Origin of the sequence: Brevibacillus laterosporus LMG 15441, from assembly GCF_000219535.2 — a bacterium.
Classification (GTDB): domain Bacteria; phylum Bacillota; class Bacilli; order Brevibacillales; family Brevibacillaceae; genus Brevibacillus_B; species Brevibacillus_B halotolerans.
This window is the reverse complement of record NZ_CP007806.1, coordinates 2,116,182-2,141,941: the sequence shown is the minus strand read 5'-3', so window position 1 is coordinate 2,141,941 and position 25,760 is coordinate 2,116,182. Positions and strand designations below refer to the sequence as shown.

Sequence of the window (25,760 nt, the reverse complement as noted above, 5' to 3'; positions counted from 1 at the left end):
TCTTTATCTTTTTTTCGACTGAATATAAGTCACTACCGTATGAATTGTCCGTACTAATTCTGAACTAAGCTCATCATCTTCTATTTGAATATCAAATCGCTTTTCGATCGTTACTAGCAATTCCATAATAACAATGGAATCTAAATTATATTGTTTGATAATATCTAGGTCGTTTGAAATACTAGCGGGATCAACTTCCTGACCATAATGTGATTTTATAATCTCCGCCAGATCATTTTTAATGACTAGACCGTAGTCTGTTGAATTTGTAGTTCCCACGTTGGTTCGCCCCTTTTGTCTTAAGCTATCTCACTTCTTTTCGACGTACCTTGCCTGCCGCCGTTTTAGGTAAATCATCTCGAAATTCAATTCGTCTTGGTACTTTGAAATCAGATAGTTTTGCACGACAATATTCTAGTAACTCTGCTTCCGCAATGTGATTTTTAACTACTACATAGGCTACCGCCATTTCCCCACGGATAGGGTCATGTTCGCCAACCACTACTGAATCTTCTATTGCTGGATGCTGACTTAGTACCTCCTCAATTTCATACGGATTCACTTTTTTACCATTCACATTTATTGTAATATTCAGACGTCCAACCAGATGAAGCTCATTCTCTTTACTTAAATAGGCCAAATCCCCAGTTCTCCACCATCCATCCTCTACTACATAACCACTATCATCCACCTCATCCTTACGCAAGTATCCCTTAGCAAGCGAATCGCTTTTGATAAGTACTTCATAAACCGTCTTTCCATCAAATTCAAATGGACTCGTCTCATCAAGCATTACATCTACGCCATCAACAGGAACGCCTACGTTAGTAGCTTCGCCGATAGATTGAGGATTGCGTTGAATGGAAACAACCCCTGCTTCTGAAGACCCATATATGTTTTGGATTGATAGGTTCAATTTTTCCTTACAGGTCAACATCAGGTCATCTTGCAATGGAGAAGTTGCTGATAAAGCAATCCTAATCCGATCCAGCGGCTTCTGAACATGCTCCACCAGCATTTTATAATGGGCAGGTACAGCCATTAGTATATTACATGCCTGCTTGTCTATTTTCTTTTCCAAGCTAGATGGTAAAACATACGCACCAGTAAACGATACCGATGCTCCACATAAGAAAGGAACAAAGCATCCACAAATTGTGCCATAAATATGATAGGTGGGTGCTGCACATAAGATACGATCTTCAGGGACAATTCCAAGAGCCTCACCTATTCGTTTTCCATCAAGCATAAAGCTTTCCATTTTTTTAACCACTGCTGACGGTATCTTGGTTGATCCGGACGTTAGAAACACCAGATGGCTCTGATTTACCTCTGGCTTTAAGTATTCGTTCCAACACGCTGCATGCTCGCCTATATTCCCAATTAAAAAAACATGCTCAAAACAGGAAAGCTCGTACCATTCATTGTCTCCAAGTGAATCTATTGACTTACTATTTATTTCACGCAGTACATAATCTGTTTGATACATTGTCATGATCTTCTGCATTTCCTCTTCTTTTAAATGAGGATCAACTAACATGACCGAAATTTCCAGATGACTAGCGGCTATGATCGCTGCCCAGATAACTTCACTTTTTTGGAGAACAATGGCTAGAGGCGTCTCTTTATTCAAGCCAAATTTTTGAAAATTTCGAATCAGATGATCTACTTCCCTTACCACAGCCTGATTAGGTATCTCTTCTGTCTCTTTGATAATGGCTATTGCATGAGGGTTATTGTCGTTTCGTTGCTTCAAATGTTGATAAATCATGAAATCACCAGCTTTCGCTTCTAAATACCTATTCATCTAATGCAACTGAGTGTTAACAGCCCTCAGCCTTAATGTTTTTCAGCCTTGTTCATATCTGTTTTATTCCGTTGATAAAATGTTAATTTTTACTTCATTTGCTAGTTGCAAACTAAAGTTACCACAAAATGTCATGTTAGTAAATATAAATAAAATCATGTCACGAAAGCTTAATATTTCACTATATGTCAGTAACAAATCCATCTGATTTCTGATGAATGTATATCACTATACCATCGAATATGAACCCTCATTCGAAAACCGTCTCTCATGTGACTTCCCCACTGCTAGCCACTGCTGAACCTCTCCTAAAATCCATCCATTCGAAGTAATTCGAAAAACTTTGACAGGATAACAGAGTATTATTCCGACATCCCACTTTATATGTGGAAAACAAAGTAGAAAAAAGCAGAATTACCAATTCACTCGACATTTTCTTATTTTGGCGGTTTTGTCTGCTGATGACATTGTAAAAAGAAGGCTCTGTTTGTTTATTTACTTTTTTAGAATCATAATAAAAATTAACGCAAACCACATTAGAAACCGCGAATCTCCATCAGCAATATGCTTATGTAACGGTGTAATTATCAGATGAAATCGAGTGTTTTCAGGATGCAGACGACATCGTATCATGTTTTTATTTTTTAACTTTTTTATCTTATATGAATGTTATACAAAATAACAATATTACTAGTGAGCATCTGTAGAATTATGTCTGAAAGAAACCGGACGACGACTGTCGAAGGCTGTAAAACGTTTCTAATTAACGAATAAGTCCTTTTCCTTTGATACGCTAGATATAGTAAGGGTAAGAAAAAGATGAGAGGAGAAAAATTCGATGGAACCAAAACAGCTAAAAATACGGACAAATGTCCCTGAGCCCTTAGAGGATGAAATCGAGCTACAAAACGTAATTAATCAATTAAAAAATGAGTTGGTTCAATTAGTATCAGAAAAGGGTAGCTTTTTAGATCACTCGGTTATTCACCTGAGTCAAACTTTGGATACCTACATCTTGCAGATGCAAAAAAGAAAAATTCACTCAACCTCATTTTTCTCACCCAGCCTTCTTTGGCAATACGCCTAACAGACAAAACTCAATTCATTAGAAACTCAATCTCGCTGCCCATGATAAATGGAGGAAAAACATGAACAAACAGACAAAACCCTGACGAAGTGCTCCCCATTTGGCGTTTATCTCCAAATAAGCATTTCGTCTTTTATTTGTTGGATCAAAAAAATGCAAAAAAAAAAGCAAGAGCCTACGCCCTTGCCTCGTACCTTATTTAGTTTTAGTTCTCGTTCTCACAGCGCTTCTTCATGCTTATGCAACTTGCAGACGCTTACCTATTTTCTATAACCTGTCACGTTATTTGCATCCATCCATTGCTTTTTCATTTGCATTAAATAAGCTAAGTCGGGATCTTCCCAGCCTTGTATAAGCAATAGAACACTTTGAACGGCATGCAGATCATTATACGTCAGGAATGGATAATCTTTAAGTCCCATCGTACCATCAGGCATATATGCATAATGTAAGTTAGAATTTGGCATCACCCAAGCATCCCGCGTTAATTTAATTCCCCACAGCATTTTATCTGCAAGCTCTTTGAATCGCTCGTCTTTTGTTTGCATATATAACTCATACAGATAATTCATCTCCTGTAATTGATGGTTCAAGGAGCTATGAGTTAATTTATGTGGCTTTTCATGGGAATAATCACTTACTAATATCCCTACTTGACCATTTCTTTCAATTAGAAAATGATTTTGCTGGCTATGCTGTAAGAGAAACTCCGCATACCGCATACTTGCTTGTAATAATCGTTCATCATGATAAGATTGATACGCTTTCAATAACAAATAGGCAATATCCGTATTAAATCGTGTATCATAAAACCCAGCATCTACTTGGTAATCATTCCATAACCATGTTGATTTAGGAGCTGATGGCCAAAATCCTTGTGCATTTTGATTTGGCAAAATAGTGTGAAGCATCATCCAGCCAAGATCATGCGCTGCCCTACTTCCTCGCGTAATCACAAAAGAAGTAGCAAAATAGTTATCGGGATTGCGCCAGAAATAATTGGGACCTGTAGGAACATATGTAGTGGGTGTTCGATCGTAAAAACCATCCCAGCTCCAGCGTAACCGATCTTCAAAATCAATACTTTTCCAGATAAGCTCCATATTTAGTGCATCCCAGTCAATTAATGGTTGAAACGATTCTAATGCCCACACTTCTCCAAACATATGAGATTCCACTGGCATTTCAATACTCACGTTAAAACCACCATATGTCTTTTTCGCAATCATTTTAATTTGATTCATATTTTTAGGTACAATCTCAATTGAATTATGTGTCCGTGGTATATAAATATGTGGTTTACTTAAAATGATCGAATACTGATCTGTCTTGATATACCCGGTATGTACAGGTAAGTTTCCCTGTAAAGATGCTTTCGTCCATTTCGTTTTGGCCCCATTGCTTGTAAGATAGCGGAATTCCCCTTGCGTTCCGGGAATAAACAGGGAAATTTTTTGCTTGATTTGCTTTACGCCTGGTCTAGATTGTATCCGTTCGATCCAATAACGATCCTGATTGGAGAACATTATTTGTTTTTTCTGTAAATTATATTGAGTTGTACGCTGTTCTGAGTAAGTTTCTTGTAAGCCTTGGTGTGTGTCTCCCCCTTGTACATTAGGGTAAGGAGTAAGACATGTAAGTAGTAGCATACCCGAAAGCGCCTGTATCCATTTTTTCTTTGTCAACAAACGTTCACCTCAATCTCCCCTTGAATTAGAACCATGTGTCTGTTTCTTTTGAGTAAAAGTAAGCGTTATCCATCCTACTTGATCCAAGCAATCCCTCATTTATTAGTGATATGTTCGGTTCTCCTATATACTAGACGCTACAAATTAGACTTTGTTATTCTACTTTTCAAAAATATAACTTTATTCTTACTGATTTTATATATACCTATATGATAAACGAGACTTTTTTCCTAAATATTCTCGTGAAAACAAAATATCCCTGAGTGACTCAGTTCTAATCGCACCATTTACTTTATACACATTTTGGTTAGAATATAACCAGCAGCTTCAATAAACATGAATAAATCATGCATAGCACACTATATTATTGTAAGTAACTTCGATTTATGTTACAGTTATGCTACTTCATTTAATGATTGGAGAGATTTCCCTATGAATACTGCTACATTCGAAACACTTGTTGAGGTTATGAAAGCACGTCATAGTGTACGCAAATACGAGACTGGAGTAGAAATTCCTCGTTCCGAGCTTGATGAAATTTTGGAACTAGCTGCATCTGCTCCTTCCTCTTGGAACCTGCAACATTGGCGTTTCCTAGTAGTTACAAATCAAGAGAAAAAAGAGAGGCTGCTCCCACTTGCTTACAATCAGCAGCAAGTCGTAGATGCATCTGCGGTAATTATCGTTCTAGGTGATGTTAAAGCAAATCTAGCTGTACGCGATATCTACGGAAAAGCTTTAGAAGAAGGTCTAATTAACCAGCAAGTGTTTGATATCATGGTAAATCAAGTAGAAGGTGCTTATGCAAGCAATTCTGAAATTGGCATGAAGGAAGCTATTTTGAATGCCTCTCTTGCTTCCATGCAATTAATGCTTGCAGCAAAAGCAAAAGGCTATGATACGTGCCCAATGGGTGGAATTGACCGTGATGGTATTGTGAAGGAATGCAATATTCCGGATCGTTATTACCCGGTCATGATGCTAACATTGGGAAAAGCAAGTACTCCTGCACATGCTACTGGTCGCTTACCTCTTAGTGATCTCGTCATCAATGAGAGCTTTTAAGCTATAGAAATAAAACAAAGGCTTGGTGAGAGCAACTCCTCTTACCAAGCTTTTTTTATTGTGTAAAAACTAGCACGAGCTTTACTTGCATTTTACTAGGTAAACGCTATTTGACATACGAAGATTAATCTAAGCCAAACTCTTCCTTTATGTAAGAAAAAGGGCTGTCGTCATGATAACAACAACCCTTTTCTATTCCCAGTAAGGATATTTTTAAAAAGATACTTATCCTTTGTACTCAACAAGGTAGTAGTTTTTCTTCCCGCGGCGAATTACCAGGTACTGACCGCCTAGAAGCTCAATATCGGCCAGCTTGGTTTCTAAATCAGTGAAACGAACATCATTTACTGTGATAGCATTGTTGTTCAGATATTCGCGGGATTCACGTTTTGATTTAGCTGCACCTACTTGAACTAGTACATCTACCATTGTTAGCTCTCCATCCTCTAGAGTAGTAGATGGCACATCGCTGAAGCTATCAGCAATTTCAGATGGCGTTAGTTCTTTTAGTCCCCCATTAAACAAAGCAACAGAAATTTCTTCGGCACGTTTCATTGCTGCTTCCCCATGAACCAGACTTGTTACTTCACGAGCTAGAGTACGTTGCGCTTCCCGTTTTTCCGGTTCAGTTGCTACTGCATTTTCTAATGCATTCAACTCTTCCATGCTTAAGAACGTAAAGTATTTTAAGAACTTCACAACATCACGATCATCCGTGTTTAACCAGAACTGATAGAATTTATATGGAGAGGTTTTGCTAGCATCTAACCATACTGCTCCACCTGCTGTTTTACCAAACTTTGTACCATCACTTTTAAGAACCAATGGTAGCGTCAAGCCAAATACTTTTTTCGCTTCCGTCTGATTTTCATTATCTTGGTTCGCACGTCGAATGAATTCTGTACCAGCAGTGATATTTCCCCACTGGTCACTACCACCCATTTGCAATTCACAGTTATGGGTTTGGTTTAATTTCCAGAAATCGTATGCCTGCATAATCATATAGCTAAACTCAGTGAAAGAGATTCCGTTTTCCAAACGAGCACTTACAGAATCCTTAGCGAGCATATAGTTAATCGAAAAATGTTTTCCAATATCACGAAGGAATTCAATTAGGGTTAGCTGCCCTAGCCAATCATAGTTATTAGCCATGATCGCTGGATTACCCTCACGATCAAAATCTAAAAAACGCTCCAATTGGTTTTTTAGCTTGTCGGAATAGCCTTTTACAACATCTGCTGTGTTTAATGAACGCTCTGTAGAACGACCGCTTGGATCGCCAATCATACCTGTCCCCCCACCTACTAGGGCGATTGGCTGATGACCTGCCTGCTGAAAGCGGCGTAAGGTTAGAATGGGAAGAAGGTGCCCAATATGTAAGCTATCAGCAGTTGGGTCAAAGCCCGTATACAGTGTGAGCTTACCTTGTTGAAGACGCTTTGTTAGTTCTTCTTTATCTGTTGTTTGGTAGATCAGCCCTCTGCTTTCTAGCTCTTGAATAATATCCATTGCTACCTAATTCTCCTTTGCAATAATTTGTGTAATTTGTATATCATAGCATAAGTTCGCACATAATTTTATATTGTACCAAAAAAAATATTTACAAGCGATAAAGACGAAAATAAATATGTTTCATTATAGCTCATGCAAGATACAAGCTTTTACCTATTTTTTGATTAAATAGCGATTAACAGGCCTGCCAACTCCACCATATTGAACATCACGCTCCACCATCTGTGTACGTTCCAAGTATTCGAGATAACGCCTAGCTGTAACTCGGGCAAGCCCCACATGTTCAGCTACCTCCTCAGCCGACATGGACTGCTTTTGTTCAACCATGAATTGTTTGATTTGATGCATGGTGATCGAATGTAAGCCTTTTGGTAATTCCTGCTGCTGACGCTCTTGTTTAGCGGGTTGCCCAAATAAGAGAGAATCTAGTTCGGATTGTGACATTGTGGCGTGTTCGCCTGTCTGCTTCGCATATTTACTGAAATTATCAAGTGCTTGCTTTATTCGTTCAAATTTAAACGGTTTCATAATATAATCAAAAGCTCCGTGACGCATCATGGTTTGGATAGTCTCCATGTCTTTAGCGGCAGTAATTACGATTATCTCTACTGGATTATCGCCACTACGCAATTGTTTTAGTGTCTCAATACCATTTTGGGAGGGCATGAAAATATCCATGATGGCCAAATCCGGCTGTAGCTCTTGAATCATAGAAAGTCCTTCCAATCCATTAGAAGCCACTCCTATTACTGTAAATCCTTCCACCTGTTGGATAAACAAGCGATGCAATTCTTGAACCATCGGATCGTCCTCGATAATAACGACACGAAACATACTCATTTCTCTCCTTTCATGGGAAGCTGAATGAAAAAGGTAGTTCCATATCCCGGTTCAGAGTCAACCGAAATTTCCCCACGTCCTTTTGTCACAAGCGTTTTTACCAAATATAGTCCTAATCCCTGATTATGCTCGTATTTGGTTGTAAAACCTCGCTCAAACACGCGTGCTTCGGTACTGGCATCCATTCCAGTTCCATTGTCTTCTATCATTAATGATAAGCTTTCCTCGTCTTGGTGTATGCTGATAAATAAGTGCTTGTCTTCCCTCTTTGACATCGTTAAAGCGTCAAAAGCATTTTCAACTAGATTACCAATGATCAGCACAAAATCATGGTGATCCATCCTGTTTGGAAATGCATAGAATCTACTTTTCCGGTCGATTTCCACCTGTATGCCCAGTTCTTTGCCTCGACCCACTTTACTGAGTAATAAACCTGAAAGATTATCGTCATAAATATTTTCAGTCAGGAAGCTGCTTAGCTCCTCATGTTTTTCGGAAACATCAAACACGTACTGCAAGGCTTTCTCTGCTTGATTTAATTGGAGTAAGCCTGCGATGGTATGCATTTTATTGCGATGCTCATGGTTTTGTACCCGCAGTGCTTCTACAAACGCTTTCACTCCCGTTAATTCCTCAGCAATTTTGGCAAATTCTGTGCGATCCTGAAAGATTGCAAGTGCCCCTACTGTTTTATTATTTACCTTAATCGGGACACGATTGGACCAAATGACGGCATGCTGCATTTGCAATTCCTGATTATAGATAGGTTGATCTAAACGTAAAATTTCCGGCAGTCTGGAATCGGGGATTACATCATTAATTTTTTTACCGATCACATCCCCTGAAACACGAAAGATTCGCTTGGCGTGCTCATTAAAAATCGTAATCGTTAAAGCGTTATCAATCGCAATCACACCTTCATGCATAGCTTGAAAGGTTGCAGTGCGTTCAATTAGTAACCGGGCAATTTCCTGGGGCTCTAGATTTAACAGTTGCTTTTTCATATGCCGAGCTAACTGCCATGAGCCTATTACGCCAAACAAGAGAGATAGAAACAACGTGATGGTGATGCTCTCTTTTTGATTGGCCAGCATTTCATATAAAGTAGGCAGCATATGTCCTGTCATCACTACCCCAATCTGACGGTGCTCCGCATTCATAACAGGTACGTAAGCCCGTAAAGCCACCCCAAGTTCCCCTTTTACCTTATGCACAAAGGTGTGTTCCGCAAAGGCTGGCCCGGCTTCTTTCCCGGTAAAGGCTGTGCCAATTCGCTCTTCCATTACATCCGATAAACGAATTCGATTCATCGACAATACAACGATATAGCTCACATCATTTACAATCTGGATGCGTTTCGTTGTTGATTGAATCGACTTCCAGCCATCTGGTTTTACGATATTTTCTGCTATCGCAGGTATTTCAGCAACGGTACGCGCAGTAACCAACAACCGCTGCCCTAACTCTGACTCTATCTCCATTGACATTTTTCCGATAATAATAATTCCCCCAATCAAGAGAGAAAATAGTACAATACCAAAGGAGAGAATCGTAATTTTCCAATGAAGTTGTAGGTTTTTGAGCAGAATCTTCACAATCCTTCCGCTATCATCTTTATTGTTTCTATTTTGAAATAGATTGACGGATTCTTCAACTAAGAAAGCAGGTGAATTGTTTGAAATCAGTTGTCGGTATTTTTTCCTTTATCCTGATCGGGCTTTTAACGGCTTTGTTCATTGGTTTTCGTACAGAATTAATTCCTGGAATAAAACCTCTTGACGAGGAACAAAGCGGACTAAAGCATCGAGTTATCATAAAATTTAGTCATGTAGTAGCAGAAAATACTCCGAAGGGCTTAGCCGCTGAGAAATTTGCTCAATTAGTCAAAGAGAAAACAAACGATCAGGTTGAGGTTCAAGTATTCCCAAATGGTATTCTCTACTCAGACAAGGATGAATTTGAAGCTTTAGCCAAGGGTGAGATTCAGATGATCGCCCCGGCCTTTTCTAATCTGTCTAATGTGATACCGCAGTGGCTTGCACTGGATTTGCCGTTTGCTTATCCCGATCAGGATTCCATTCATCAAGTCTTTGATGGTGAGATTGGTCGTCTTCTGTTTCAAACACTAGAGCAAAAAAACATGCATGGCTTGGCCTTTTGGAGTAATGGCTTTAAACAGGTAAGCAGCAATCAGCATCCCTTGCTTCGCCCTGCTGATTTTACTAGACATACCTTTCGCATTTTACCCAGTAAAGTCCTTGAAAGCCAATTTAAGCTGTTAGGGGCTACTACCGTAGTCATGCCCTTCACAGAGGTCTATCGTAATATTGAATCGGGTTACGTCAATGGACAAGAAAATACGATTTCGAACATTTTCACGAAGCATCTGGACCAAGTACAGCCTTATATCACTATCAGTAACCATGGATATTTGGGTTATGCGGTCATTGTAAATAAAGACTTTTGGGAAGAGCTTGAACCACAAACCCGAGATCTGTTAACAGAAGCTTTAGCAGAAACAACAGCGTGGAACCGGCAGCGAGCAATTGAGATGAACAGACAGCAATTAGCTTTATTACGCCGAAAAAAGGACGTTTATATTCAAACGCTGACACCTGCACAAAAAGAAGCTTGGATTGCTACACTCCAGCCCATATACAAGCAATTTGAACCATTCATCGGTAAGGAGCTCATGCAAAAGATAGCTGACTTGAAGGCAAAAAAATAAGAGCTTATTACTTATAGCCGCAAGGGAGAAAATACGCCATATTATCTGTGATAGGCCCGCCTAACCGATAGCCAAAGGCAGAGGCCTGACCATTGATAAGAAAGCTTCCAACCATGAGGTGTCCCTTGACAATTTTTTCAACGGTCTGGACATAAGTAGTTGGAAGCGGTACATATTTCTGATAAACAGATAAAAAGTCAGCATATGATTTGTTACTATCTTCATGGAGAATGGCATCATCCTTCATAATCTGCACGGTATCCCCCTCTCTTCCAAAGGCAGGCTTTTGTACATAAGCTACTCCTTGTTCTCGGAAAAGATCAGGCTCTAAATAAGTGGGTAAAAAGTGTTCAGCAATCCAAGCGTGTTCCTCAGTTGAATAAAAAGGATGCTGCTCCTCATGCAGGCCCCAAATAACAGCCTGGATGGCTTTGCTTTGCAACAAAAATGCTGAGATTGGGTTAAGTATAGCCAGCTTACGAAGAGCTACTAATTCAAGGAGCATCTCACCCACGGGTTCTTTGGTAATCGGATCAAAATCAGCTAGCATTTGCTCAATGGGGTATGTTTGACGGTATAAAAGATCAATGCGTTGGCCGTCAGCATCATATAACCCCTTTCCCTCGACGATTTGTAGTTCATGAAGAGGTATATAGCGGCTAGGTAACGGTGTCATTTCACGTAAATACTCTGCTGTATATCGATCTTCCGGGTTATCAGCATGCGAGGTAAATACGATATGCGGCGTCTCTACATGGCTTGGCACCATGCCCGCAAGGCTCATAAAAATCGCAGCTTGAACAGCCTCCTTGAGCCTTTTTTCCTCCCCTTCATTCGGGTTTTTATAACCAAATTCCTTACAAATCCGCTCATTTACAAAGAATAATTCCTTCAAAAATGTGGGCGTGTCACTATTGATTTCGAGGACTACATATCGTTTATCGACCTGAACGAGGTCTAACCTTGCAATAACACTCTCTACATTGATGTGGTGAATACGCAAAAAACGCAAGGAGCTAGCAGGAAAGCCTAACGAAAGCAGTAGATCATCATCTAGCTGACGCATTAACTCTGCTGTTTTAAAGAATAAATGCCCTACCCGATTAGTCGTTTTTCGAATGGTAGAGGCTTCTTGCTCTGTCACCAGATGCATGTCGTATAAGCTATACTCCTGACCATATAAATCTGCCCAATATTGTGGGATCTGCTGATAAAATTGCTTTCTTTTCTCTTTATGATTCATGAAGGAGAGTCGCATCCTTTTCTATCGTAAGAGCGTATGTCATAATCAATCTATCAGATGAAAGGGTGATTTATATCCATACGTGTACGTGTTATATCAGACAAAAGGAAGATGAATTCACGGCCTTTGCCGAATACCATTCTACAGAAATCGGAGAGGATGGTATTTTAGCTCGTCACTTATGCCATTATCTCGTTAAAGATGGGAAGCAATATCAGCTTCTTTCGAATGAGATGGAGGAAAATAGAGAAATCCTCATTTATGAATACCAAGGAAGTGCAGAATACTTTCACGACGAGCTATTTAACAAGAATAAAGGGGTTCTCATTGAGTTTCGGAGACTGCTAGCCGCTGGCGATACAGAGCTTCTAAGCCACATAACCGTCCGTCATCATATGGATGTGGTCCGTTATTTGTTGAAGGATTATATCCATATCCCAGAGCTAGGACATTTCGAGGTGGATTCTACCGAACTTGATGAAGATCGCGGTGTCTACGTCATTTATGTGGTGTAGCATTTCGAGCATTTTACGCTTTCCCGTATGAATTTTTTATTCTGGGAAATTCATCACCCGGGAAAGCGCAAAAGCTGATTCGCTTCGACAACTTTTTTCGTATCAGCCTAATAGGTCAAGCATTGCCCTACTATCCAGCCAATTGATAACGATAGCATCATTAAAAGGATTCCGACAGCCGTATTATTCTTTTCTATTGCTTCCCGAATGCTAAATCGAATCGTAATGATTTCAGCTAGATAAGAGAAAATGATTTGAGCTACGATTCCAACTCCGCTCCAAATCACCATATCCATCAAGGAGACGGAATTGGCCACAGCGGAACCGAGTACATACGCAAGACCAAGCATTTTTCCACCAAGGGTCAATGCGGCTGCCTGATTATTATTTGCAATTAATTGAAACTCTTTTACTCTTGTAGTACTGACAACAAATAAAATGAATCCAATTAGCATCATGGCAAAAGCTGTGCCAGCATAGCTTAAAAAATTTATGACTAAAGACATGAATGCATCACTCCTGTATGTTATATCCTTATTGCTTGCTCTAAGGAACACTCTTTTGGACTAGCTTCAGCCACCCGAAGAATGAGACCCGCTACCAAATCCGCTTCGAGATGAGCTTTTAAAGCTGGAGCTATTCCTGTAGCTTTTATATGAGCTGCTCTCATAGAGCTGGTTTTTATTACTGTAATAGGAGCCTGCATGATAGTAGCTACCATGATAAGACGAGCTCCTATCTGAACACTTGTATACATCGTCATCCCCGTCATAATCCCACGAGCCACAATTACGATCCTCTGGTAACGATGGCCCAGACTCTGAGGAGGAACATCCTGCTATGCCCATCGACACGAGCGCGATGGCTGCTACCTTAGAAACCACTTTTTTTGTTTGATTCATGGTGATCCTCCTAATCCTTCCTTTTCCAGCTTTATTGGTGTCCTATCTATCGCCCTTTTCGATAAAAACTTCCTCCAAACCTCTTTTGGTACTACTAGCTGAGCTTTTGTTTCCAAATCCGTTACTTTCTGCGATGGAAGAAGAATGGTTCGACAGCTCGAACCTTTTCTATACATATGATCATTTGATGGTTACATGCTGCTTACTTTATTGCTTACCTGAACATCGCCTCTATACAACAGTTGATTATAATGGGAGGAGTTGCTGTCTGTACAGCTATAAATTTCCATATTATATATAAATTTATAATGTTTAAAATCTAACTTTCCTGAATAACACATTTCCCCTTCCATTGGCTCTGTGCCGATTGTTCCTTTTAAAGCGGCTCGTGTTACGGTAACAGCAGCATTTTCTAAGAGAATCACTTTTTGGTCTAACATTTTAATATCGGTAAAATTCAATAATCCAGAGCGATGAGCCTCAAGGTCAGCTTACTAACCCATTATGGTTTACTTATCGTCGAAACAACTTGATTTGTTCATGACCAAAAAAACCAAAAAGAACAATAAGACCATATTCTTTTATAACTTCCCAAAAGCTTTTACAATAAATTCAGATAAATAAAAGCGCTTACAAGCAAAGGAAGTGAACTATCCATGAAAATATTGAAAAATTTAACGTTCCAGGTTATTACGGGTGTAATTTTAGGTATTATAGTTGGTTTTATCTTCCCCGAATTTGGAGCGAAACTAAAAGTCCTAGCAGACGTCTTTATTAAAATGATCAAGATGGTTATTCCACCCATTGTATTTTTCACAATCGTTCATGGTATTGCTGGTATGGGAGACATGAAAAAGGTAGGCAGAATAGGCGGAAAGGCCTTGCTCTACTTTGAAATTGTAACAACACTAGCACTTACGATCGGAATTTTTGTCGTTAACATCATAAAGCCAGGCGTGGGCATTGATACATCAAAAGCTGCTAGCACAGATATTTCAAAATACACCTCATCTGCAACGGAAAGTGGTAGCTTTTTAGACTTCCTTATTAATATCGTTCCAGACAATGTAGTAGGTGCTATGGCAAAAGGCGAATTACTTCCTATTTTATTCTTTGCGGTTCTGTTCGGCATTTCATTAACGGCAATGGGGTCGCAGGCGAAGCCCGTTCTACAGTTATTCGAGAAGCTGGCACAAGGATTCTTCGGCGTTGTTAACATGATCATGCGCCTCTCTCCAATCGCAGCATTTGGAGCAATGGCCTACACAATCGGTAATTTTGGTATCAAATCTTTGATTAACCTAGGCCTTCTGATGAGCTCTGTTTACCTAACCATGTGCTGTTTTATCATCGTAGTATTAGGTCTTATCGCAAAAGCCTACAAATTTAATATCTTCTCCTTTATCCGTTATATTAAAGAAGAAATTTTATTGGTTGTTGGTACCTCTTCTTCAGAATCTGCCCTACCCGGCATGATGCGCAAGCTTGAAGCGTATGGTTGCTCCAAATCCGTAGTAGGTCTAGTGGTCCCAACCGGGTATTCCTTTAACCTTGACGGAACCTCCATATACCTGTCAATGGGAGCCATCTTCATTGCGCAAGCTTATGGAATCGACCTTACAATCTGGCAGGAAATTACTCTATTGGCTGTGCTGATGCTCACTTCAAAAGGTGCTGCCGGTGTTACAGGCTCTGGTTTAATTACACTTGCTGCCACTCTAGCTGCTTTTCCTATGATTCCAGTTGAAGGAATCGCATTATTAATAGGTGTAGACCGGTTCATGTCTGAAGCGCGGGCTGTCACTAATTTAATTGGTAACGGTGTTGCTACTGTAGTGGTTTCCAAATCGGAGAAAGAATTCCATCCTACGATGGCTTCTCATTCAGATTCTACTATCGCCTCGTAATTCAATTGTTAAAAGCCCAAAAGTACAACCTATCTCTTCTATCGAAAAAGCGTTCTCTCCTCCTCTACAGGATCACGAACGCTTTTTTCGATGGATAACTATTATACTCCAAACAGCCGTGACAAGTAGGGATTTAAAAATAATCCATTTGGGTCCAGCTCTTTGCGAATTGCGATAAACTGACTCCACATGGGTAATCTCTCTTGTAAATCAGTAGCTGTTAATTCATGCAACTTCCCCCAATGCGGCCTCCCATCATATTTGAGAAAAACACGCTCCATTTCCTGAAAATACGCCTTATAGGGCATTCCTTTATACATATGCACCGCAATATACGCAGAATCTCGCTTGTAAGCCGGGCTAAGCCAGATTTCATCTCCTTTCACATACCTACATTCAATCGGAAAGTGGACAGCAAAACGATGCTTTTGTATGCATTCTCTGATCTCTTGAACTACCTCTTGCATTTTATCAGCAGGCACACTATACTCCATCTCACTAAATCGAACCCAGCGTGGAGTAGCAAACAATTTATGACTAGCCCCCACCTCCTCCATATCAGGAACAGCTCTTGCGGAAAGTTTACTTACGGGTGCACACAACTGAGGAAATAAACGACATCCCTCTGATAAAAGCCAGAATAGACCATTTTCAATGCCTATTTTTTTAAACTGATTCCAAGCACTATTTTTAGTAGCCGGCTCTTGAGTAATTTGCATGAATTTTGCTTGTACCATATCTGTATACACAAACCAGTAAAATTCGAAATGACGATGACGATCAGTAAAGCTGGTCAAACTTTTTAAACAGTCGTTTAAATTCATCCGTCTGCTCTTATAATAAATGTTATACGCAGGAAGCACACGTATCTTCACTTTGACAATGATCCCGAGTGCGCCAAGAGAGATTTGTAATGCACGAAAAAGTTCAGGATGAGAGCTTTCGGAGCATTCCAACAAATCACCCTGAGCGGTTACTACAGTTAAACCAACTACTTGCGTGGAAACACTTCCGAACCGAATCCCCGTACCATGTGTTCCTGTACTAATCGCTCCGCCAATGGACTGGGCATTAATATCTCCTAAATTCTCTTGCGAATAGCCTCGCTCATATAGCAATTCTCCCAAAAGCCTGAGCTTTGTCCCTGCCCACACAGTTGCTGTTTGTTCCTTTTCATCAATTGACAGTACACCTTGTAAATCATCTAATGATAGAAGAATTTGATCTGTTTCTACAAGCGCAGGAAAGGAATGCCCTGAGCCGACTACACGAATCGTTTTTCCCTGTTGACTAGCTTTTTTTACAACTTCTACCACTTCCTCCAAGCAGGATGGATAAATCGCTTGCTGTGGTGTGCTAGTAACTAATCCTGCCCAATTCTTCCATGGTTTCATTGCTACTATTCTCATAGAAAACACCTGCCCTCTCCCCGATACGTTATGGCCTCCCCTATCCTTTTCCCTTTCCGTAGCAAATGTAGTGTTGGAAAGCGTTCACATAATTCTCCTGCCTTACTATGCCGAAAAAAGATGGGATCTCCAATTGCAAGCTTTTGATCACCTTCATAACGTACAGGCGTTTGGACCTCTCCTGCTCCTTCCAAGCGCAATAACGCAGCCTGTGGTGGCAAATATGGGAGGGGCAGTTTTTCTTTCCCTATCGCTCCAGAGGCCACATACCCGCCCCCCATACAAGTATAGATATTGAATCTAGGCTGTCGCACTATCTCAACAGCAAACCCCGCGGCTGGCTGGAAATGAAATTCTTTGTAGTAATCAAATAAGGCAGGAGCGTAAAAACCAGAGCCTACCGTTACTTCTGTCACTGCATTCTCGTAGCAAGTAGAGCTCATACTTCCGGTACCGCCACCATTAAAAAAGCGGAGCGAAATATGCTGTCGTTGTAATTCGTCATCTACACGTTTCCGTTTTTCCCTCACTACGCGTATAGAACGTTTTTTTAGATAAGAGATAACACCATTTTTGAAACCGTGCCCTGGCATATTATCACCGACACCAGCAATTTGCGCCTCATAGCTCATGATTCCATCCAACACAAGCCAAGGACTCGATCCAATTCTTTCAACCATCTGCATCACTTGCTCGAATGTACGTAAGGATGAGCGGTATACACCAATATGCAAGCCCCAAAATGAGTCAGAGGCATCCATCTCCACACAAAGCAACAAGGGCGTACTTACTTGTTTGGCCACCTCCTCCGCCAAGTTAATATGCTCCAATGAATCGACCATTAATGTAATTTGTGCGCCCTGCTGTACAGCTCGTGCTATCGCAAGTAGCGAAGATCTGTCCACCACAGGGTAACCAAGTAGCAGATTATGAAATCCGTTCTCCCACAAAAACAATGCTTCTGATGCTGTAAAACACATGATGCCCTGGATCAAAGGATCATAATCTAAAATATATCGGAGCATAGGAATAGAACGAATTGACTTACTGGCAATTCGTATACGTTTACCATTGCTCCTAGCTACAATTTCAGCCATATTCTGATCCAACAAATCAAGGTCAATATAGGCAAACGGCATAGATAGGTTCGCGAAAGCTTCTCTGTAATAGCGATATCTACTCGTCGTCTCGTACAGAAATCTCACCTTCTTTACTGTTTCATAGATTGGAATGTATTTCTCTTCAATATATTCAGTCACGCAAGCGTCTAAAACTAGTAAAAAAAGAAAAATGCTTGCTCCATCTAGCAACAGTGACTAGCCGTTCCATATCCATTCTGCATTCCTTCATTCATACTTTTCATGCCCGTATGCAAAAAAGCAGCCATCCTCTCAAAAGAGAAAATGGCTGCCTTTTACCTTTAATGAAGCTGCAATGCTAGCAACACAAAATATAAGAAAAACATAAACGAAATGATTAAAAGCGGCAAGGGAATTTCTTTACGTCTGCCCATCGCCAGTTTAACAATTGGATACGCCATAAATCCGAAAGCAATTCCATCTGCAATACTCGCTGTAAAGGGAATTAGCACAATGATCAAGAACGCTGGCAAGCCTTCTGACATGTCAGAGAATTTGATCTGATTGACACTTTGCATCATTAGGCTACCAACTAGAATTAAGATAGGAGCAATCGCTGTATCCGGCACGTAACGAATGACAGGAATGCAAAAGATTGAGATCAAGAACAGAATTCCTACCGTAATTGCTGTAATCCCTGTTTTCCCGCCAGCGGCAATTCCTGCAGAACTTTCCGCTGAAGACACAGTTGGACTCGTACCAAACAATCCAGAAAGCATAGCTGAAATGGAGTTTGCTTGAAAAGTACGAGCAAATTTACTTTCTGGAACCATGCTGTGCAAAAGCCCCATATTTTCAAAAACAATCACCATGGTTAGCGGAAACACAGCCAGCCAAAATCCAGTAGTAACTATGCCGTCAAACGAAAATGCTCCAAAGACAGTGAGGTATGTCGAGAACGAGAAATCACTTCCCTGACTTGTACCACCTACCGTACCAAGGGCAATAGCAATCAGCGTATTTACAATAATACTGATTAAAAAGCTACCTTTTACATTGCGTAAAAATAGCACGACGGCAATTACCAAGCTGACCAATCCCAATACTACCTTCGTATCGCCCAGATCGCCTAAAGCAATAAAGGTAGATGGATTAGGTACGATTAAGCCGCCTTTTTGCAAACCAATAAAGGTAAGAAACAACCCAATTCCAACCGTCATTCCTTCTTTTAGAGACAGTGGAATGCTTTTCGCTAAGATTTTGGCAACCGGTGTAAAAGCAATCACGATAAATAAAACACCTGACATGAATACAACTGCCAAAGCGCTCTCCCATGACAATCCCATAGATTTAACAATCGTATAGGAGAAAAACGCATTAATGCCCATACCGGGAACAAGTGCTACAGGAGCATTCGCCCAAAAACCCATGATCAAGCATCCTATGAAGGAGATAACAATCGTGGCAACAATACCTGCTTCCAATGGTATACCTGCATCCGATAAGATCATTGAATTCACGGCAATGATGTAGACAGCGGTGAAAAACGTGGTTAAACCAGCCAAAATTTCGTTGCGAACCGTTGTTTGATGACCTTTTACATCAAATCTTTTACGAAAAAATGAGTACAATATCGGTTCCCTTCTTTAAGCAAAACAACCCCTCGGCCCACCCGTGCCAATTCACCCCAAAAATTGGGGCAAGACACCTTTCCCTATAGTAGCAAAAAGAACGAAAAAGAGTAAATAGGAAAATGTAAAAATGGCACATAAAAAAGGCAGTGATGCTTGTATGTAGGTTTTCATGTTTCCAGCTACTTCTATTTTACCTTCCAAAAAGCAAGCTTCTATACAAGTTATACATCTTATTATGTATAATTATACTTATTTGTATTTTTATTCACGATTATTCACTTCATGTATCCTGTAAATAAATCTGTTTTGCTGTCGATATGTAGCTAAATTTTTAGAAGTTTAATCAAGTTAAAACAAGATGATTTCAATCGTTATCATAAACGGAAACTGAATTTGATTCCGCTATTTTTTCAGAATGCACAAAATATTATTGACTTATCATTCCAAGCTCCTTACAATAAAACAAACTTTTATTTTCATCAAGAGTGGTGGAGGGACTGGCCCGACGAAGCCCGGCAACCGGAACATAGTGTTCTTGGTGCTAAATCCTGCAGAATCCGCAAGGTTCTGAGAGATGAATGTATGCGAAATTAGTAACGCAGCCTTCCTCTACTCAGAGGAGGGCTTTTTGCTATGAGAAGCCTGTCTTCCCTCTCTACTGCGCCACCATTGAAACCAAGAGAATCACCTTACTTTACATGGAAAAGGAGTGGTTTTTTTATGTCAAACCTCAATTGGAAAAGAGAAACACTAGCTCTTCACGGAGGTCAGGAGGCAGACCCAACTACCGGCGCTCTTGCCGTCCCCATCTATCAAACATCCTCCTATGAGTTTCGTGACACCAGCCATGCAGCAAATCTATTCGCGTTACAGGAGCCTGGGAACATTTATACCCGCATCATGAATCCAACCCAGGATGTATTTGAGAAACGTATCGCCCTATTAGAAGGCGGTATTGGGGCACTTGCAACTGCATCTGGTCAAGCCGCCATTACATTTGCCTTATTAAATATTGCACAAGCCGGTGATGAAATCATCTCCTCTAGCAGTTTATATGGGGGAACCTACAATTTATTTGCTCATACCTTTGCAAAGCTTGGAATTACCGTTCATTTTGTTGACCAATCCAACCCAGACAATTTCCGTTCAAAGATTACAGACAAAACCAAGGCGATTTTCTGCGAAACGATCGGAAATCCTCAAATGCAGGTTGCCGATCTAAACGCTCTTGCTACCATAGCTCATGAATATAAATTACCGCTCCTTGTGGATAATACCTTTGCCTCCCCTATTTTGTGCCGACCGATTGAACACGGGGCAGATATCGTTATCCATTCTGCTACTAAATTTATTGGCGGTCACGGCACATCTATCGGGGGAATTATCGTAGACTCCGGTCATTTCGATTGGAGTAACGGCAAGTTTCCTGGGCTCTCCACTCCAGACCCTACCTACAATGGAATTGTATATACAGAGGCGGTTGGCAATGCTGCTTATATCGTAAAAGCTCGTGTGCAGCTACAGCGAGATGTAGGAGCTACCTTATCTCCTTTTAACTCCTTTTTATTCTTACAAGGTCTAGAGACTCTCCACCTGCGGATGGAACGGCATAGTCAAAATGCACTTGCTGTTGCTCAATATTTAGAACAACACAACGATGTAGAGTGGGTGAGCTACCCAGGGCTTGCTAGCTCACCTACCTACGAACTTAGTCAACGCTATTTACCAGATGGTCAGGGGGCTTTGTTGACTTTTGGAATCAAAGGTGGAGTAGAAGCTGGCAAAAAAGTAATTGAATCTGTTCAATTGTTCTCGCATTTGGCTAATGTAGGAGACTCCAAATCATTGATCATTCATCCAGCTAGTACTACTCATCTCCAACTTACCCCAGAAGAACAAGCTAAGGCCGGGGTGACCCCTGGGATGATTCGTCTTTCCGTAGGTACAGAGGCAATTGATGATATTTTGCAGGATGTAGAGCAGGCTATTCAAAAAGCTGTGGAAGCTGTACAAGTGTAAGCTGATAATCGTGTAGGATGTAAAAAGGCGTGCTCCACTGTTGCCAGTTCGCACGCCTTTTTCTATATGTAAGATGTAAATTTGACTTTTGGCTCATCGCTTACTTTTTGGATACCTGAACATATGAGGTCTGCTTCACCGTGTACGTATCTGCGAGTGTTTCTTCTTTTATGACACCTAGCTTAAGTAGGCTGTTTATTTTTGCCACATCCACCTTGGACATCAGCCTCCATATTTGTGGATCTTCTACGGCTTTAAGCAGGTGTTCCTCATTAAACTCTTTCTTCTCTTGTTGACTAATTTTCAGACGGTAGTCTCCTATCTCAATCTCACACGGTTCTGGATAAACAGCCAACAGAATCCGGCGTAGCTCTGCCAGCTCCTCTTCTAACTCTTTTTGCTGTTGTTTGATCGCAAAATACCGAGCAATTGTAGCTTCCATGTGCCCCTCTCCTTTCGTTCTGACAACAATGTATGTAGAAAGGTCACACATAAGAACCGAGAAAGAAGGGATTTATCACATCTTTTCCGTTATTCTGAATTCTTATTTTGATATCTTCTTCCACAAATAACGACAAGCAACACTAGAAGGAAACTAACGACACTAATGATATTTTTTGCAGTGCCTTCCTTAATAAATAGATTCAGGAAAAATGTAGGCCCGACAATCAGCAGCAATAGATTTAGCGAGTGTTTTCCAATAAAGTTCAATCACTCTCTCCCCCATGTTTTTATGATCAATAAAAGTTACATTCCTCCCATTGTATCATATTTATCAGCCTACTTCCCGATTAATACAAATACATTACCATCCGGGGCCTCCATAATAGCTACATGACCACCTAATGAATTGGAAAATGGCGGACGAATCCACTGAATGGAAGGATCGTCTTTCCACTGTTCATAGAATGCAGTGACATCTTCTACAAAAATCTCTGGCTCTATGAAATGTAATTCAGGGTTATTTTTCAAAACTAACTCTGCATGGCCTCCTTCAAACCCCATACCTACTAGTTTCCATGGTTTACCCGGAATTTGTTCAGCCTCCCACTTTTTTACTAACCCCATTTTCTCATAGAAAAGAATAGCTGATTCCAAGTCTTTCGTATAAATGGCAAGGCAATGTAATTGCTTAAACATAATTCTCCCCCTTTTCTCCCTCCATTCTAGACCCTAATAGTGACATTTCCTGACACTGTTTAAAAAACAATTGAGTTGATAATAGAGCCACTACCAAAATAGTTTACTAGTTCAAAAATGCCAAAAGGCCAGCTCATAGGAAGCTGGCCTTTTGGCAATAATGTTAAAAATAAGGACATTAAAACAATTTGAAAATGATTAGTCCTAAGCGATCGCCTTTAGAAGATCAATTACTAAAGGGATAACTGCGCCAAGGAATTGTAATACAGCGATTGCGATGCTCATAATATCTCCCCCTTGGGTAAAAATAGAAAGTCACTTTCTATTAAGATCATAACCCATATTTTGAAAAAAATCTAGCAAAATTTGCCTATATGGAAAAAATGTGTACACAAATTGAACAGTTTGCAAAATTTTATATATATGATCATAATATGAATAAAATAAAATGGTAAGAAAATCACCCTCCTGTTACTATTAAAATCGGTATCTACAGCATAGATGATTAGAATGAATCAAAAAATATTACTAGTAGCCATGTACTCTTTTACAACTTCCTGACTATCTGTGTTATCTTATTCTTATATTCCTATCATTAAAATTGTTTGTAAGGAGTTTAGATATATGAACCGAGAAATTCAACAATTTAAAGCAGAATTTTTTAAAGCCCTGGCCCATCCCTTGCGTATTCGAATCCTTGAGGTTTTATGTGAAGGTGATAAAAACGTTAATGAACTACAGGCTATTTTAGGAACGGAAGGTTCTGCTGTGTCCCAACAATTAGCTGTCCTTAGAAATAAAAATGTGGTAAGTGGAACAAAAGAAGGCACCTCTGTGATCTACTCACTGAGAGATCCCCTTATTAAAGATTTACTTAAGGTTTCCAAGCAGATTTTTGACAATCATTTAGTAGATGCCATTTCTTTACTTCAAAACATGCGGGATGAATAAACATAAAAAAAGCAAGAGAATCTCACTGAAACAGGATTTTCTTGTTTTTTTGTTTGTAATCCAAATTTTTACCAGATGTATCAGCTCTTTTCCTACATTGACAAAAACGGATCAGCGGGTGTATATTCCCCTTATATTCAAATAATCAAATATATAAAAAAAGAAGGGTTAAAAATGAAATTGTCGGGAAGATTCGAGCACTACAACAGTACTTATTTTCGACATGATCTCATATCAGGGTTAATTGTAGGTGTCATTGCCATTCCTTTAGGAATGGCTTTTGCTATTGCTGCTGGCGTTAGCCCTCAATATGGAATTTACACAACGATTATTGCTGGTTTTCTTATTTCTTTCTTTGGTGGGTCCAAATTTCAAATTGGGGGACCTACTGGGGCTTTTATTCCCATCTTATTTGCGATTGTCATGCAGTACGGGTATGAGAATCTACTAATTGCAGGCTTATTAGCTGGAGTAATGCTCGTTCTGATGGGAATCTTGAGGCTAGGTGCACTTATTGCATTCATTCCGCGTCCAGTTACCATTGGATTTACGTCTGGCATAGCTGTCATTATTTTTACTGGCCAAATTGCAAACTTTTTGGGGTTAACAGGAGTCCAAAGGCATCAAGACTTTCTTTCGAATATGCGGGAGCTTGGAATCCATCTGTCCACAATCAATCCATACAGCATTGTAACCGCACTTATTTGTTTCGCTATTCTTTTGATTACACCCAAGCTGTTTCCCAAAATACCTGGGTCTCTCATCGGACTTATCTTATCCAGTTTGCTGGCAGCATGGTTTTTTGAAGGAAAAGTAGCAACCATAGGTTCGACATATGGGGAAATTCCCAGCACTCTTCCCCACTTTCATATACCTGATATCACCTTGGATCGAATTGTTCAGTTGCTTAAGCCTGCCTTTGTGATTGCCTTACTCGGAGGAATTGAATCTCTGTTATCTGCGGTAGTGGCTGATGGTATGACCGGAACCCGTCATAAAAGCAATCGTGAGCTAATTGGGCAAGGAATTGCAAATATGATTACCCCCTTGTTTGGTGGAATCCCTGCGACTGGAGCCATTGCTCGTACAGCTACCAACATAAAAAGTGGTGCCAAGAGTCCGATTTCAGGAATAATTCATAGTCTGGTTGTGTTAATCGTATTAATGCTGTTTGCTCCGTGGGCCTCTTCCATTCCTTTAGCCAGTATGGCCCCTATCTTAATGGTTGTGGCCTGGAATATGAGTGAACGCAAGGCATTTACTCATATCGTAAAAACCAAAACAAGTGATTCGCTTGTCTTAGTAATCACTTTCTTCCTAACTGTATTAACCGATTTAGTAACGGCGGTCGAAGCAGGTTTAATCTTGGCAATTATCCTGTTTGTGAAGCGAATGAGGGACATTTTAACCGTTGCAAAGGTACTGCCTGATCCGACAGTAAAACACGAAAAAATGTCTCCTCATATGGTAAAGGAAGGACACGATTGTCCTCAAATAGCTATTTTTACCATTGAAGGAGCGCTATTCTTTGGTGCGGCTGCTATGTTTGAATCATCAATTATGCAAACCATTCATTATCGCCCTAAAATACTACTCCTGAAGATGGCGAAGGTTCCTTTTATGGACACCACTGGTGAGTCTAACCTTGCAAATGTAGTGAACGATTTTACAAGAAACGGTGGAAAAGTTCTCATATCAGGCATTCAGACTCAGCCTAAAGAAGTGATAACAAAAACAGGTCTGGCAGATAAAATTGGGGAGGAGCACTTTTTTGCGCATACAGGTGAAGCTATTGAGTACGCTTTAACTCAATTAGATTATCAAAAATGCTTAGGATGTAAGCATTTTAGCTTCCGTGAATGCACGGTCTTATCCGATCCAAATGCAGCGAAACAGCAATCCGTTCTGCCAATCAAACAATTATCAGAACAATAAATAGGAATGTAACGAACGGACAGTTTTCGATTACGAAACTGCCCGTTTCCATTTTTTACATAAATAGCTAAATCCAGCTTTAGTACTGCAAGCAAGTAGTCTACCCTTGCTATACAGGTCGAAAAACAGAGAAATTCCACGTATTTAGCAGATAACTGCTGAAAATAAGCTCTTTTCTTCGTTCTTCCATTTTGTTGGTAAAATACACGTAATTCATTCCATGCTATAATAGAGTGTCGTGTAAAAAATGTCGTACTAACGCTACATTACACGAATGGTGTCTTGTTTGATGCCTTTGT

23 protein-coding genes and 1 riboswitch are annotated in these 25,760 nt (G+C 40.1%); of the genes, 8 read left to right on the top strand and 15 right to left on the bottom strand.

All coding sequences use genetic code 11. From position 1 onward, the window contains the following. Positions 1–3: 3 nt before the first annotated feature. Both BRLA_RS09955 and BRLA_RS09950 read right to left on the bottom strand, forming a co-directional pair. The gene (locus BRLA_RS09955) at positions 4–279 is read right to left on the bottom strand and encodes an acyl carrier protein (RefSeq protein WP_003337210.1); all 276 of its coding nucleotides are present in this window, start codon (positions 277–279) and stop codon (positions 4–6) included. 25 nt (positions 280–304) lie between these two features. Further along, complete coding sequence (locus BRLA_RS09950; protein ID WP_041752544.1) at positions 305–1,771, bottom strand: class I adenylate-forming enzyme family protein; 1,467 nt, start codon at positions 1,769–1,771, stop codon at positions 305–307. A gap of 874 nt (positions 1,772–2,645) precedes the next feature. Here BRLA_RS09950 and BRLA_RS09945 point away from each other — a divergent pair. Further along, a complete protein-coding gene (locus BRLA_RS09945; RefSeq protein WP_003337204.1) occupies positions 2,646–2,894 on the top strand; it encodes an aspartyl-phosphate phosphatase Spo0E family protein in 249 nt (82 codons plus the stop codon). Positions 2,895–3,154: 260 nt separating this feature from the next. On the opposite strand, the gene BRLA_RS09940 is transcribed toward BRLA_RS09945, so the two are convergent. Then, positions 3,155–4,579, bottom strand: coding sequence for a hypothetical protein (locus BRLA_RS09940; protein WP_236867745.1), 1,425 nt, complete (start codon positions 4,577–4,579; stop codon positions 3,155–3,157). Between the two features lie 435 nt (positions 4,580–5,014). Here BRLA_RS09940 and BRLA_RS09935 point away from each other — a divergent pair, with 435 nt between their 5' ends. Then, the gene (locus BRLA_RS09935) at positions 5,015–5,647 is read left to right on the top strand and encodes a nitroreductase family protein (protein ID WP_003337202.1); all 633 of its coding nucleotides are present in this window, start codon (positions 5,015–5,017) and stop codon (positions 5,645–5,647) included. 225 nt (positions 5,648–5,872) lie between these two features. Here BRLA_RS09935 and tyrS read toward each other — a convergent pair whose 3' ends face one another. From tyrS to BRLA_RS09920, 3 genes are all read right to left on the bottom strand, one after another. Beyond that, positions 5,873–7,156: a tyrosine--tRNA ligase gene (gene tyrS / locus BRLA_RS09930; RefSeq protein WP_003337201.1), complete on the bottom strand. Its 1,284-nt coding sequence runs from the start codon at positions 7,154–7,156 to the stop codon at positions 5,873–5,875. Positions 7,157–7,312: 156 nt separating this feature from the next. Then, positions 7,313–7,993 (bottom strand): response regulator, encoded by a 681-nt coding sequence (locus tag BRLA_RS09925; RefSeq protein WP_041752083.1) that lies wholly within the window; start codon positions 7,991–7,993, stop codon positions 7,313–7,315. A gap of 2 nt (positions 7,994–7,995) precedes the next feature. After that, positions 7,996–9,594, bottom strand: a complete 1,599-nt coding sequence (locus BRLA_RS09920; protein WP_003337199.1) for an ATP-binding protein — start codon at positions 9,592–9,594, stop codon at positions 7,996–7,998. An 80-nt stretch (positions 9,595–9,674) separates the two neighbouring features. Here BRLA_RS09920 and BRLA_RS09915 point away from each other — a divergent pair, with 80 nt between their 5' ends. Further along, positions 9,675–10,727 (top strand): DctP family TRAP transporter solute-binding subunit, encoded by a 1,053-nt coding sequence (locus tag BRLA_RS09915; RefSeq protein WP_003337198.1) that lies wholly within the window; start codon positions 9,675–9,677, stop codon positions 10,725–10,727. Positions 10,728–10,734: 7 nt separating this feature from the next. Here BRLA_RS09915 and BRLA_RS09910 read toward each other — a convergent pair whose 3' ends face one another. After that, positions 10,735–11,970: a glutathionylspermidine synthase family protein gene (locus BRLA_RS09910; RefSeq protein WP_041752081.1), complete on the bottom strand. Its 1,236-nt coding sequence runs from the start codon at positions 11,968–11,970 to the stop codon at positions 10,735–10,737. 65 nt (positions 11,971–12,035) lie between these two features. On the opposite strand from BRLA_RS09910, the gene BRLA_RS09905 reads away from it, so the two are divergent. Next, on the top strand, positions 12,036–12,485 hold the full coding sequence (locus tag BRLA_RS09905; protein WP_003337196.1) for a hypothetical protein: 450 nt from the start codon (positions 12,036–12,038) through the stop codon (positions 12,483–12,485). A gap of 107 nt (positions 12,486–12,592) precedes the next feature. Here BRLA_RS09905 and BRLA_RS09900 read toward each other — a convergent pair whose 3' ends face one another. The 3 genes from BRLA_RS09900 to BRLA_RS24430 form a co-directional block, all read right to left on the bottom strand. Beyond that, complete coding sequence (locus tag BRLA_RS09900; RefSeq protein WP_003337195.1) at positions 12,593–12,991, bottom strand: DUF350 domain-containing protein; 399 nt, start codon at positions 12,989–12,991, stop codon at positions 12,593–12,595. Positions 12,992–13,011: 20 nt separating this feature from the next. Beyond that, positions 13,012–13,272 (bottom strand): hypothetical protein, encoded by a 261-nt coding sequence (locus BRLA_RS09895; RefSeq protein ID WP_041752079.1) that lies wholly within the window; start codon positions 13,270–13,272, stop codon positions 13,012–13,014. A 306-nt stretch (positions 13,273–13,578) separates the two neighbouring features. Further along, on the bottom strand, positions 13,579–13,848 hold the full coding sequence (locus BRLA_RS24430; protein ID WP_193376688.1) for a hypothetical protein: 270 nt from the start codon (positions 13,846–13,848) through the stop codon (positions 13,579–13,581). 195 nt (positions 13,849–14,043) lie between these two features. On the opposite strand from BRLA_RS24430, the gene BRLA_RS09885 reads away from it, so the two are divergent. Continuing rightward, positions 14,044–15,294: a dicarboxylate/amino acid:cation symporter gene (locus tag BRLA_RS09885; RefSeq protein ID WP_003337191.1), complete on the top strand. Its 1,251-nt coding sequence runs from the start codon at positions 14,044–14,046 to the stop codon at positions 15,292–15,294. A 101-nt stretch (positions 15,295–15,395) separates the two neighbouring features. Here the strand turns inward: BRLA_RS09885 and BRLA_RS09880 are convergent, their stop codons facing one another. The 3 genes from BRLA_RS09880 to BRLA_RS09870 all read right to left on the bottom strand — a co-directional run bounded on the left by BRLA_RS09880 (position 15,396) and on the right by BRLA_RS09870 (position 19,413). Next, a complete protein-coding gene (locus BRLA_RS09880; protein ID WP_003337190.1) occupies positions 15,396–16,703 on the bottom strand; it encodes a D-arabinono-1,4-lactone oxidase in 1,308 nt (435 codons plus the stop codon). Next, entirely contained in the window at positions 16,700–18,013 is a 1,314-nt protein-coding gene (locus BRLA_RS09875) for an amino acid deaminase/aldolase (RefSeq protein WP_003337189.1), read from the bottom strand. The genes BRLA_RS09880 and BRLA_RS09875 overlap by 4 nt, the downstream gene beginning before the upstream one ends. Before the next feature lie 110 nt (positions 18,014–18,123). After that, positions 18,124–19,413 carry an NCS2 family permease gene (locus BRLA_RS09870; protein ID WP_003337188.1) on the bottom strand — a complete coding sequence of 430 codons (1,290 nt, stop codon included), beginning with the start codon at positions 19,411–19,413 and terminating at the stop codon, positions 18,124–18,126. A 476-nt stretch (positions 19,414–19,889) separates the two neighbouring features. Then, a riboswitch (SAM riboswitch) is annotated at positions 19,890–19,997 on the top strand. A gap of 139 nt (positions 19,998–20,136) precedes the next feature. On the opposite strand from BRLA_RS09870, the gene BRLA_RS09865 reads away from it, so the two are divergent. Continuing rightward, positions 20,137–21,435, top strand: a complete 1,299-nt coding sequence (locus BRLA_RS09865) for a homocysteine synthase (protein WP_041752077.1) — start codon at positions 20,137–20,139, stop codon at positions 21,433–21,435. A 100-nt stretch (positions 21,436–21,535) separates the two neighbouring features. Here the strand turns inward: BRLA_RS09865 and BRLA_RS09860 are convergent, their stop codons facing one another. Both BRLA_RS09860 and BRLA_RS09850 read right to left on the bottom strand, forming a co-directional pair. Next, positions 21,536–21,877 (bottom strand): hypothetical protein, encoded by a 342-nt coding sequence (locus tag BRLA_RS09860; protein WP_003337184.1) that lies wholly within the window; start codon positions 21,875–21,877, stop codon positions 21,536–21,538. 338 nt (positions 21,878–22,215) lie between these two features. Next, positions 22,216–22,575 (bottom strand): VOC family protein, encoded by a 360-nt coding sequence (locus tag BRLA_RS09850; protein WP_003337183.1) that lies wholly within the window; start codon positions 22,573–22,575, stop codon positions 22,216–22,218. A 624-nt stretch (positions 22,576–23,199) separates the two neighbouring features. On the opposite strand from BRLA_RS09850, the gene BRLA_RS09845 reads away from it, so the two are divergent. Together BRLA_RS09845 and BRLA_RS09840 are read left to right on the top strand one after the other, a co-directional pair. Then, a complete protein-coding gene (locus BRLA_RS09845; protein WP_003346086.1) occupies positions 23,200–23,526 on the top strand; it encodes an ArsR/SmtB family transcription factor in 327 nt (108 codons plus the stop codon). A gap of 174 nt (positions 23,527–23,700) precedes the next feature. Next, positions 23,701–25,461, top strand: coding sequence for a SulP family inorganic anion transporter (locus BRLA_RS09840; protein WP_003337180.1), 1,761 nt, complete (start codon positions 23,701–23,703; stop codon positions 25,459–25,461). The last annotated feature ends 299 nt before the right edge of the window (positions 25,462–25,760 follow it).

Bases quoted from the DNA above. Each gene is read 5' to 3' on its own strand.
- BRLA_RS09950 (WP_041752544.1), bottom strand. From the start codon at position 1,771: ATGATTTATCAACATTTGAAGCAACGAAACGACAATAACCCTCATGCA.
- BRLA_RS09945 (WP_003337204.1), top strand. From the start codon at position 2,646: ATGGAACCAAAACAGCTAAAAATACGGACAAATGTCCCTGAGCCCTTA.
- BRLA_RS09935 (WP_003337202.1), top strand. From the start codon at position 5,015: ATGAATACTGCTACATTCGAAACACTTGTTGAGGTTATGAAAGCACGT.
- tyrS (WP_003337201.1), bottom strand. From the start codon at position 7,156: ATGGATATTATTCAAGAGCTAGAAAGCAGAGGGCTGATCTACCAAACA.
- BRLA_RS09925 (WP_041752083.1), bottom strand. From the start codon at position 7,993: ATGTTTCGTGTCGTTATTATCGAGGACGATCCGATGGTTCAAGAATTG.
- BRLA_RS09910 (WP_041752081.1), bottom strand. From the start codon at position 11,970: ATGAATCATAAAGAGAAAAGAAAGCAATTTTATCAGCAGATCCCACAA.
- BRLA_RS09900 (WP_003337195.1), bottom strand. From the start codon at position 12,991: ATGTCTTTAGTCATAAATTTTTTAAGCTATGCTGGCACAGCTTTTGCC.
- BRLA_RS09885 (WP_003337191.1), top strand. From the start codon at position 14,044: ATGAAAATATTGAAAAATTTAACGTTCCAGGTTATTACGGGTGTAATT.
- BRLA_RS09880 (WP_003337190.1), bottom strand. From the start codon at position 16,703: ATGAGAATAGTAGCAATGAAACCATGGAAGAATTGGGCAGGATTAGTT.
- BRLA_RS09865 (WP_041752077.1), top strand. From the start codon at position 20,137: ATGTCAAACCTCAATTGGAAAAGAGAAACACTAGCTCTTCACGGAGGT.
- BRLA_RS09860 (WP_003337184.1), bottom strand. From the start codon at position 21,877: ATGGAAGCTACAATTGCTCGGTATTTTGCGATCAAACAACAGCAAAAA.
- BRLA_RS09850 (WP_003337183.1), bottom strand. From the start codon at position 22,575: ATGTTTAAGCAATTACATTGCCTTGCCATTTATACGAAAGACTTGGAA.
- BRLA_RS09845 (WP_003346086.1), top strand. From the start codon at position 23,200: ATGAACCGAGAAATTCAACAATTTAAAGCAGAATTTTTTAAAGCCCTG.
- BRLA_RS09840 (WP_003337180.1), top strand. From the start codon at position 23,701: ATGAAATTGTCGGGAAGATTCGAGCACTACAACAGTACTTATTTTCGA.